The 9,866-nt window shown below is 71.3% G+C and carries 8 protein-coding genes; 5 read left to right on the forward strand and 3 right to left on the reverse strand.

Annotated features, from left to right (window positions below):
- Nucleotides 1-19 precede the first annotated feature (19 nt).
- A complete protein-coding gene (locus ABZ454_RS24320; protein ID WP_359540828.1) occupies nt 20-496 on the reverse strand; it encodes a VOC family protein in 477 nt (158 codons plus the stop codon).
- Between the two features lie 174 nt (nt 497-670).
- Here ABZ454_RS24320 and ABZ454_RS24325 point away from each other — a divergent pair, with 174 nt between their 5' ends.
- From ABZ454_RS24325 to ABZ454_RS24340, 4 genes are all read left to right on the forward strand, one after another.
- Nucleotides 671-2,350: an FAD-dependent oxidoreductase gene (locus ABZ454_RS24325; protein ID WP_359540830.1), complete on the forward strand. Its 1,680-nt coding sequence runs from the start codon at nt 671-673 to the stop codon at nt 2,348-2,350.
- A 218-nt stretch (nt 2,351-2,568) separates the two neighbouring features.
- On the forward strand, nt 2,569-3,333 hold the full coding sequence (locus tag ABZ454_RS24330; RefSeq protein WP_359540832.1) for an MBL fold metallo-hydrolase: 765 nt from the start codon (nt 2,569-2,571) through the stop codon (nt 3,331-3,333).
- 269 nt (nt 3,334-3,602) lie between these two features.
- Complete coding sequence (locus ABZ454_RS24335) at nt 3,603-4,622, forward strand: alcohol dehydrogenase catalytic domain-containing protein (RefSeq protein ID WP_359540836.1); 1,020 nt, start codon at nt 3,603-3,605, stop codon at nt 4,620-4,622.
- A 130-nt stretch (nt 4,623-4,752) separates the two neighbouring features.
- Complete coding sequence (locus ABZ454_RS24340; RefSeq protein ID WP_359540838.1) at nt 4,753-5,589, forward strand: alpha/beta hydrolase; 837 nt, start codon at nt 4,753-4,755, stop codon at nt 5,587-5,589.
- A 130-nt stretch (nt 5,590-5,719) separates the two neighbouring features.
- Here ABZ454_RS24340 and ABZ454_RS24345 read toward each other — a convergent pair whose 3' ends face one another.
- Together ABZ454_RS24345 and ABZ454_RS24350 are read right to left on the reverse strand one after the other, a co-directional pair.
- Nucleotides 5,720-6,253, reverse strand: a complete 534-nt coding sequence (locus tag ABZ454_RS24345; RefSeq protein WP_359540840.1) for a sigma-70 family RNA polymerase sigma factor — start codon at nt 6,251-6,253, stop codon at nt 5,720-5,722.
- Nucleotides 6,254-6,741: 488 nt separating this feature from the next.
- Nucleotides 6,742-8,472, reverse strand: coding sequence for a pre-peptidase C-terminal domain-containing protein (locus tag ABZ454_RS24350; protein ID WP_359540843.1), 1,731 nt, complete (start codon nt 8,470-8,472; stop codon nt 6,742-6,744).
- Between the two features lie 549 nt (nt 8,473-9,021).
- On the opposite strand from ABZ454_RS24350, the gene ABZ454_RS24355 reads away from it, so the two are divergent.
- Nucleotides 9,022-9,726 carry an SDR family oxidoreductase gene (locus ABZ454_RS24355; RefSeq protein WP_359540844.1) on the forward strand — a complete coding sequence of 235 codons (705 nt, stop codon included), beginning with the start codon at nt 9,022-9,024 and terminating at the stop codon, nt 9,724-9,726.
- Nucleotides 9,727-9,866: the final 140 nt, after the last annotated feature.

Here is a 9,866-nt window from a genome sequence, read left to right on the forward strand (position 1 = left end):
AGGGCGCTGCGCCGGCCGGTCACGCCGTGGTGTGTGGCACGGGGCCAGGACGCAGCCATGCCGACGCGAAGTCCACGCGTTCGGGGCCCAGTCCGTGGGCTTCGCCGGTGTAGAACCGCAGGCGGACGCCGTCGGGGTCGGGGACCACCAGGAGGTAGCCCGTCATCGCGACGAGGACCGGTGAGTGGGCCACCCCCAGCCCGTCGAGGTGGTGGATCCACCCGTCGAGGGCCGCGCGGTCGTGGACCAGGAAGGTCAGCGGATCGAAGCCCGACAGCCGCCCGGCGGAGACCGGATCGCTTCTCAGTTCCAGCGGCACGCCGGTGCCGGGGACATCCAGGATGACGGCGAACAGCGTGCCGTCCAGGGCGATGTGGTCCAGTGCCTCCCGGCGCCGTGCGCTCAGGACGGAGGTGTACCAGGCGATGCTCCGGCCGAGGTCGGAGACGGGAATCTTGATGTGGTGCAGTCCTCGGACGGCGGGCAGGTCGGTCATAGGGCGACTCTACGTTCACACCCGCCGCCCTGCCCTGTGTCACGCTCCTCCGCCGCCGGTGGGTGTGCCCGTTCGCGCACGGAAACCGTCCTGGCGTGCACGTGTGGGCCGCACAGGCCACACGGGGGCAGCAATCCGTAGCCCGGCACCCGGACACGATGGCATTCTTCGGACATGGCTACCTCTTTCCCCGAGATCGGTGACCGTCCGGACGATCTCGCCACCGCCGCCGAAGTGCGGCTGAACGACGGACAACTCGCCCGGGCCGCTCAGTACGCCACGTGTGAGGAGGTTCGCGCGGGCGAAGTCCTCTACGAGGTCGAGGACGACTCGGTCGATCTCTTCCTGTGCGGGACCGCGACGCTGGAGGCGATCATCCCGTCGTCCGAGGGCGACGGACACCTGTTCATGACCCACGGCCCCGGCCAGTTCGCCGGGGAACTCAATCTCCTCACCGGGCAGCGGCGAGGACTGACCGTGCGGGTCGCGGTCGGCGGCACGGTTCACCGCGTGCGCCCCGAAGCCTTCCGCCGGCTCATGGCCCAGGAGACCGAACTGTCGGACCTGATCCTGCGGGCCATCCTCGCCCGGCGCCGGCTGCTGCGCCAGGCCACGCAACAGACGCTGCGCATAGTCGGGGACGCCGGATCAGCCGAAAGCCTGGCGATGCGGACCTTCCTGGACCGCCAGGGTGTCCCCCACCAGTGGCTGGAGGCCCACTCCCCCCAGGGCGCCGGCGCGCTCGACTCGGCCGGGCTCACCACGGACGACCTGCCCGCGGCACTGACCTCGCACGACCGGGTGACGCCACGCGTGACGCCGGGCGTGCTCAGCCAGCAGCTCAACCTCACCTACCGCCGTACCGGACGCGGTTCCGCCGACCTCACGGTCGTCGGCGCCGGCCCGGCGGGGCTCGCGGCCGCGGTGTACGGCGCTTCCGAGGGACTGGAGACGGTCCTGCTGGACGGGGTTGCCGTCGGAGGTCAGGCCGCCACGAGTGCGCGCATCGAGAACTACCTCGGCTTCCCCTTCGGCCTCAGCGGCGCGGACCTGACCGCACGTGCCGCCGTGCAGGCCTTGAAGTTCGGTGTGCACCTCGCCAGCCCGTGCGGTGTCACCGGGCTGAGCACGCAGGACGGGCACCACGTCGTGACCCTGATGGACGGGACCCGCATCAGCACCCGGGCCGTGATCGTCGCCACCGGCGCGGAGTACCGGGCGCTCCCCCTCGACGGCTGGACGGAGCTGACCGGATGCGGCATCTACTACGCGGCCACCGACCTGGAGGCCCAGGCCGTGGCCGGCCGCCCGGTCGCGGTGGTCGGCGGCGCCAACTCGGCGGGGCAGGCCGCACTGCATCTGTCCCGGTACGCCTCCGAGGTCACCCTGGTGGTGCGGGGGCCCGATCTCGGCGCGCGGATGTCCGCGTACCTCGTGGAACGGATCATGAACGAACCGCGGATCACCGTGCGCACCCGCACCCAGGTGTCCGCGCTGCACGGCCGGCCGCTGGAAGGCGTGTCCCTGACCACGCGCGCCGAGGGCACCGTGGAACGTCGTGCCGACTGCGCGGGTCTGTTCTGTTTCATCGGGGCCCGGCCGGCAACGGCCTGGCTGGGCGGGGTGCACCTGGACCCGGACGGATTCGTGCCGACGGACCGGCAGTTGTCGGAACAGGACCGCGGACCGCTGTGGAAGGCACTGGGGCGCGAGCCGCTGCCGTACGAGACCAGCGTGCCGGGCGTGTTCGCCGCCGGTGACGTGCGGCTGGCCTCGATGAAGCGCGTCGCCGCCGCGGTGGGCGACGGTGCGAGCGCGGTGCGCTCGGTCCACCAGTACCTCGCGACGCTCTGAGCCCCGCCGCTTCCAGGACGCCGGGGGAGACGGACCCCCGGCCTGCCCGCACATGGCGCGGCGGGCGCACACCATGATCTTTCCGCTGTCGGTACGGCGACTTCGGGCGGAAGGGTGCGGCGGGCCCGGCCCCGCGACATGTGTGCAGGGGGCCCGCCGGTCCGCGGGTGCCCCCGCCGACAGGCCATACGCGGTGCGCCGCATCGAAAGGAAAGCGAATGACCAGGCAACTGCGCGACGAGGACATCGTCCGCATCGACGACGACGTGTATCTGGTGTCGGGCAGCAACACCAACTGGGTGATCGTCAAAGACGGTGACGACGCCACCCTGGTGGACAGCGGATACCCCAACGACCACGACCTGCTGCTCGCCTCCCTGGACGCCGTGGGTGTGAAGCCGGAAGGCGTGCGCGCGCTCCTGGTGACGCACGCCCACAACGACCACATCGGAGCCGCGGAACGCCTTCGCCTCGCATACGGCACACCGGTGGTGATGCATGAACAGGAGGTCGCGCACGCCCGGCGTGAGTACCTGCATCAGGTCTCCGTGGGGCAGGTTCTGGCGCGGTCGTGGCGCCCGGGGGTCCTTCCGTGGGCCGTTCACGCCATCCGGGCAGGTGGCACCGCCCAGGTGTCGGTCGGCGAGCCCACTGCCTTTCCGGCGCCAGGCCCGCTGGACCTCCCGGGCGCGCCGGCACCCGTGCACACCCCGGGGCACACGGAGGGGCACTGCGCGTACCTGCTGGCCGGCAGCGGAACACTGATCAGCGGGGACGCTCTGGTCACTGCTCATCCGACGTCCCGGACCGAAGGCCCCCAGCTGCTTCCGGCCATGTTCCACACCGACCGGGCCAGGGCCCTGCGTTCCCTGGAGATCCTGGAGGGGCTCGACGCCGACGTCATCCTGCCCGGCCATGGGCCGGCCCACCGGGGCAGCGTCGCGCAGGCCGCCGCGCGGGCCAGGGAGCACGCCGCGCGGTGAGCCCTGGCCCCCGGCCGGGTGCGGTGTCCACCCCCCGGGGCGGTCGCACGGGTGGTCAACAAAATCTCCACTCGTACCGGCGAAGCTGAAGTCGCGTGGCCGGGGCTGCCGTTCGGTCTTCCGGGCGGAGCGGCAACCAGACCGGCCACCGCCCCCCGAAGCAGCCGCCGCCGTTCACCGCTGTGCCGGCACCCGTCCGGCGCCGCGCCCGGGCCCGGGCAGTCGGGCAGAGGCGCGCCGCTGCAACTTCTTCCCTAACGGAGATACTCATGGCCACTTACCGCGCAGTCGAGGTCGCCCCGGACGGCGGCCTTCGCCTCACCGAGCGCGAACTCGTTCCGCCAGGGCACGGTCAGGTACGCATCGAAGTCGAGGCCTGCGGCATCTGCCACAGCGACTCGATCGTCGTCCACCCCCACGACGGCCAGGACGCCGGCCGGGTCCCCGGCCACGAGGCCGTCGGCCGTGTCGACGCTCTCGGCGAGGGCGTCTCGGGCTGGGAGGTGGGCGACCGGGTGGGGGTGGGTTTCCTCGGCGGGCACTGCGGTGTGTGCGAGGCGTGCCGGCTGGGCGATTTCGTCGGCTGCACCGACCAGCCGTACACCGGCGTGCATGTGGACGGTGGGTACGCGGAGTACATGTACGCCCGGCAGACGGCCCTGGTGGCCGTGCCGGAGGACATGGACGCGACGCGGGTCGCGCCCCTGCTGTGCGCGGGCTTCACGGTGTACAACGCGCTGGTGAGCAACATCCAGCAGCCTGGTGGCCTGGTGGCCGGCGACCTCGTGGCCGTACAGGGCATCGGTGGTCTGGGGCACCTGGCACTGCAGTATGCGCGCGCCCTCAGCCTGCGGGTGGCCGCGGTCGCCCGTGGCACCGGCAAGAGGGAGCTCGCGCTCGGGCTGGGCGCGCACCACTACATCGACAGCAAGGCCTCGGACGCCGCCGAGGAACTGACCGGGCTGGGGGGCGCCCGCATGGTGTTGGCCACGGCGGCGGCGGGTGATGTGAGCCCGCTTCTCGGCGGTCTGGCGCGCCGGGGCCGGCTCGTCCTGGTCGGAGTGTCCTCGGAGCCGGTCCGGGTCTCAGCACGCCAGCTGATCTTCGACGCGGTGCAGGTCTCCGGCTCGCTGACCGGCACCCCCGCCCAGAACGAGCAGAACCTGGCGTTCGCCCAGGCGCAGAACGTGGCGCCGATGGTGGAGCCGGCGTCTCTCGACGACGTGCAGAGCGCCTACGACCGCATGATGCGCGGCGAGGCCCGGTTCCGGATGGTCATCACCGTCTGAGGCGTTCGGGCACCGCCCCGCGCAGGGCGCCACGGACGAAGAAGAGCACCCCCGCCCCATCTTGGCCGCCACCGCCGTACCGGTTCGACGCCGGAAAGGTGGCAGTCATTTCCCGAAAAGGAGTCATCACATGCCCGCTTACGTGGCCGATTCGGCCGAGACCCAGTACGTCGAAGGACCGGACGGCGAGACGTTCGCCTACCGCAGGTTCGGACGGGCGGGGGGCCGTCCGCTGCTGATGCACATGCGGCTGCGCGGCACCATCGACCACTGGGACCCCGCGTTCCTCGACCTGCTGGCCGCCGAGCGTGAGGTCATCGTCTTCGACAACCGGGGCGTCAACCTCACCACCGGCAACCCGCCGGCCGCCATCGAGGACATGGTGGAGGGCTCGCTGGCCTTCATCGGCGCCCTGGGGCTGACGGACATCGACGTGCTGGGCTGGTCGATGGGCGGCATCGTCGCCCAGGGGGTGGCCCTCGCCGCGCCCGGCATCGTGCGTCACCTCGTGGTGGCGGGCAGCTCCGCCGGCGGGGTGCCCGACCTGCCGACCCCCTCAGCACGCACCCAGCAGGTCATGAGCAAGCCGGTCAACGTCGACGACGACTTCCTGCACCTGTTCTATCCGGAGACGGAGGAGGCCGTCGCCGCGGGCCGCGCCTCCCTGGAGAGGCTGGAGAACCGCCTGAAGGAGTCCCACGCCGTGGTGGGCCCCGAGGCGGTGCGCGGTCAGCTGGGCGCCATCAGCTCCTTCAAGGGGTTCTGGCACCGCCAGGAGGAACTGACCCTGCCGGTCCTGGTGGCCAACGGCGCGCACGACGTGATGATCCACGCGTACGCCACCTACGCCATGTCGCAGAAGCTGCCCCACGCCAAGGTGATCCTCTACAGCGATGCCGGCCACGGCTTCCTGTTCCAGCACCACGAGGACTTCGCCCACGAGGTGAACCGCTTCCTGTCCGCCTGACCCCTGGGCCGCCGCGCGGGGGACCGCCTCCCCGTCTCCCCCGCGCGGCACACGGGTGACACGAACCGGCCGCGGCCGGACCCCCCTGCCCACCGCCCTGCGAGCGCAGCCTCCCGCGCAGTCGGCCCCGCTACGCCTCCGGGGGCACGCCGGCGCGACGGCGCAGGGCCTGCAGCGCGTAGTGGCGGCGCGACTTGACCGTTCCGGCGGGTATCCCCAGACGCTGGGCGGTCTCCCGCACCGTGAAGCCGTACATGCACGTGTGCACCAGGACGTCGCGGTGCTCGTCGCTCAGCCCCCGCAACAGTTCGCGCGCCTCCATGGCCGCCAGCACACCGCCGACGGAGTCGCTCCGTGGCACGTCGCACAGTTCCCCGGTGACGCACTCGTGACGGGCCGGCGCACTGCGGGACCTGTCGATGACCAGGTTCCGGGTCACCTTGAACAGCCACCTGCGGACGGAGCCCTCCCCACTGCGCAGCTTGTCGGTATGACGCCAGGCACGCACGAGTGCCTCCTGAACGATGTCCTCCGCCAGGTGATGGTCCGCCAGCAGCCTTTCGGCGTACGCGACCAGCGCGGCACGGTGCTGGATGACGAGGAAGTCGGCATAGGCGGATCGTGGAGGGGGCGGCGATGTCCTGTGCGGCGGCGTTGTCGTCATGAACGTGCTTCCTGAATGGAGGGGGCCGCCGTGGTCAGAGGCCGGGCCATGGACCGGACGCGGGTCCGCGATAGCGGGGACCCGGGCGGCGAGGCGAGTGACGCACGGGCTCGGATTCATTCCGGTCCGTGGAGGGCTCGAGGGGTCCGGCGGCGGCCCGGGCGTCTGTCCGGAGCCATCTCACCAGGCCGGTACCACCGTCGTCCAAGACCACTTCCGCATCGGGTGATGCCACAGCGGCATGAGTCCGAACCGCGCGCCAGGGCGCGTGCGCGTCGCCGGCAGAGTGCTGATCCCGGCCGGTCCGCGCTTCCGGCCTCTCCGCGGCATCGCGCGGAGTTCGCCGGAGCCCGCATGGACGTCCCGGCCGGCCCTGGCCGTACGGCGTGGCACCGCCCGCCCTGGGGCGGACGAGCGGTGCGTCCTCGTCAGGGCCGTCCCGACCGGGCCCTACGCCGCTTTCCTTGCCCGGTGAGGGGTGCGGCCCGTCAGCGGGACAGCGCGTAAGCGGTCCGCACCGCGGTGTTCTCCACGCCCGTCAATCCGTCGGCGTCGCTGAAGGCGTCGGTGCCGAAGGTCTGGGGGCTTTCGTCGTCCTCGGTGCCGCCGACGCCGTCGGGGCCGGTGCCCAGGAACGTGTCGTCGTTGTCCATGAGCGTGGACGTCCCGTCGGTGGCGGTGTGCCAGTTGCCCAGGGCGTGACCGATCTCGTGCGCGACGAGATTGGTGACAACCGTACTGACGAACTTGATCCTGTCGCTCGACGACGTCATGTAGTGGTTCAGCGAAATGCTGTCGCCGGCCGGTCCGCTGAGCAGGTCGAGCAGCACGATCGAGGTGTCGGCGGTGTCGAAGTTGCCCGGGTCGATGGAACTGGTGATGCCGAGGGTGGGCAGGCCGGTCTCCGCGATGGTCCCGCCGACGACGACGCGGTGGACGTTCTTCGCGTCACCGGGGTCGGCGTCGTGTGCGCTGCTGAGGATGCGGACGCCGGACCGCTTGGTGATTCCGGCGGCCCCCAGTCCGGACCGGAGACTTCGGCGTACCTGGGCGGTGATCGCGTCGGCCAGCGGTTTCTCCGCGCTCCTCGGCAGACCCCAGGCGGCGAGGAAGGCGCGCAGCGCACTGGTGGTGCGCGGGCCGGGCGTGACGGGCAGCCCGGAGGACGCGAACACGGAAGGGTCGATACGGGCCCCGTCGAAGTCCAGGAAGATCGTCTGCTCCTGACCCGTGCCCTCGAGTGAGGGGCGCGTGGTGAGCAGCTTCAGGCGGTAGGCGCCGCGGGTGTCGCCGGAGACGGCGACGCAGTACCACCCGTCCTCGGCCGCCACGTCGTCGAGAGAGACCTTGCCGGACGGAAGCGGGCTCGAGGCGGGATGGTTGTGCCCGACGTCGCCGGTGGAGCCCACGTCCAGCGTCCCGTCCGGGGCGTACAGCGCCACCTTGTCCGGGCTGCCGTCCACCGAGGCTCCCACGACGTCCCCGGCCCGTAGGTGGACGGCGTAGTACTGGGTGCGCACGGTGGTCGCGCTCAGGCTCAGCGTGTACGTGCCCGTGCTGGTGCCGCCGTTGCCGCTGCCGGAGTCGGTCGGGTCCGCGGGCCGCGCGCCGGAGCCCGAGACCATGACGTAGTACGTGCCCGGTGCGGAGACCTTGCCGATGAGCGTGGGGGCGAGGGTGCCCGCGGAGTCGTCCGCGCCGGCGAGCACCCGTCCGGCGGCGTCGTACAGGGTCAGCGCCGCGTCCACGGTTCCCTCGGTGATCTTCGCGGTGATCGTCTGCCCCACGTATGCCTGGAGGCGGTAGAAGTCGAAGTCACCTGTCGCGTCGCCTGCGTCGGCGTGCGGACCGTCGCCGATCGTGGCCGTCACGTGGACGCCGGTGCGGCCCGCCCCGACGCCGGTGTCCGTGGCCTCGTCGAGGGATCCGTCGTCCTCCGTGCCGGCGAGCAAGTGAGTGAACCGGGCCGTCGAGGACAGCATGCCGGTGACTTGGGCGGAGCGGCCGCGGTTGCCGTCCGCGCGCGTCGTGCGCAGGGTGGGAGCACCCTCGCAGCGGCGGGCGATTCCCGCGTCCGGGAGGGCGGCTGCGGGCCTCCGGTCCTGTGCGTCGATCGTCCCCCAGGGCGAGTGGCTGGTGGGGTCTGCCGCGGCGGCCGGGGTGAGGGTGGCGCTCATCATGACCACAGCGATGGCGGACGAAACAAGGGTCTTTCTCATGATGTCTTCCTGAAGAGGGCAGGGGGTGGGCTGCCCGACGCCGGGCCGTGGCGTGACGTGTGCCGTCGTCCACGGCCGCCAGGCGTGCCGCTGAGCGCGTTGTTCTGACCATCTTCGCGAACAGAGCGCCCATGAAGGGAAGTTGGCGCCGGGTCTGCTCACGGAGGCTACACGGACGGAGAGAGCCTCCCGGCCGGTCCGGCGATCAACGACTTTCGCCTGCTCCGGGTTCACATGTGAGGGGTGACGTGTGCCTCACACATGGCACACCGACGGGGCTCCTTCCGCTGCGCACGTCCGGCCCCGCCCGCCAGCGCCCTTCACATGTGAGAAGAACATGCCCACAGCATCCCTCACTTGAGAAAACGGCGTCTCACCGTGCGCCGTCAGCCCGGACAAGCGAGAATGTGTTTCAGATACGTGTGAGAGGCTGATCCGGTCCGACCGGCCCGACGGCGCCTTCTTCGGGCAGCCCATATCTGATTCAGGACAAGAAACCGGTCGGTTCACCTTGACCGAACCGACCGGCGCAACGTTAAGGAGAGATTGATGACTTCGCTCGACGGCGCAGTGGTACTCGTCACCGGCGGCAATCGCGGCCTGGGCAGCGCGCTGGTGGAAGAGGCCTTCGCTCGCGGTGCGGCCAAGGTGTACGCCACGGCTCGTAACCCGCGCACGGTGGCACACCCGGACGCGGTGCCCCTGGCGCTGGAGGTCACCGACCCTGCCTCCGTGCTCGCGGCCGCCGAACAGGCCGGTGACGTGACGGTTCTGATGAACAATGCCGGCGTCTCGATCAACGCCTCGCTCCTCCATGCGCCCCTGGCGGACATCCGGCGGGAGTTCGAGACCAACTTCTACGGTCCGTTGCAGGTCACACGCGCCTTCGCGCCCCTCATCGAGCGCAACGGCGGCGGCCACATCCTCACCATCCACTCGGTGCTGTCCTGGATCGGCATGGCAGGTTCGTACAGCGCGTCGAAGGCCGCGCTGTGGTCGCAGAGCAACTCCCTGCGGCTGGAGTTGAAACCCCGCGGCATCGAGGTGACAGGGCTGCACGTGGGCTATGTGGACACCGACATGACGGCGAACGTGGATGCCCCCAAGTCCACGGCGAAGGATGTCGCCGCGCTCGCGCTGGACGGCGTCGAGAGCGGCGCCTACGAGGTGCTCGCCGACGAGATGTCGCGCAAGGTGAAGGCGACTCTCGCCGCGGACATCGCCACGATGTACCCGCAGCTGTCGGAGGTGTGACGACACGCCGACGATACGCGGGACGACCGCGGCCGGGACCCGGGGCCCCGGGGGCCGGCCCCGGTGGTACCGGCGGGTGTGTTGGCGGTGCCAGGCGGCGCGGTCGGGGTCCCCGGGTCAGCAGCGCCGCACCGCATGCG

The organism is Streptomyces sp. NPDC005803, assembly GCF_040630435.1.
Classification (GTDB): domain Bacteria; phylum Actinomycetota; class Actinomycetes; order Streptomycetales; family Streptomycetaceae; genus Streptomyces.

Coding starts and splice junctions, on each gene's coding strand:
- ABZ454_RS24350 (WP_359540843.1), bottom strand. CDS start 8,472: ATGAGAAAGACCCTTGTTTCGTCCGCCATCGCTGTGGTCATGATGAGC.
- ABZ454_RS24325 (WP_359540830.1), top strand. CDS start 671: ATGGCTACCTCTTTCCCCGAGATCGGTGACCGTCCGGACGATCTCGCC.
- ABZ454_RS24355 (WP_359540844.1), top strand. CDS start 9,022: ATGACTTCGCTCGACGGCGCAGTGGTACTCGTCACCGGCGGCAATCGC.
- ABZ454_RS24320 (WP_359540828.1), bottom strand. CDS start 496: ATGACCGACCTGCCCGCCGTCCGAGGACTGCACCACATCAAGATTCCC.
- ABZ454_RS24345 (WP_359540840.1), bottom strand. CDS start 6,253: ATGACGACAACGCCGCCGCACAGGACATCGCCGCCCCCTCCACGATCC.
- ABZ454_RS24335 (WP_359540836.1), top strand. CDS start 3,603: ATGGCCACTTACCGCGCAGTCGAGGTCGCCCCGGACGGCGGCCTTCGC.
- ABZ454_RS24340 (WP_359540838.1), top strand. CDS start 4,753: ATGCCCGCTTACGTGGCCGATTCGGCCGAGACCCAGTACGTCGAAGGA.
- ABZ454_RS24330 (WP_359540832.1), top strand. CDS start 2,569: ATGACCAGGCAACTGCGCGACGAGGACATCGTCCGCATCGACGACGAC.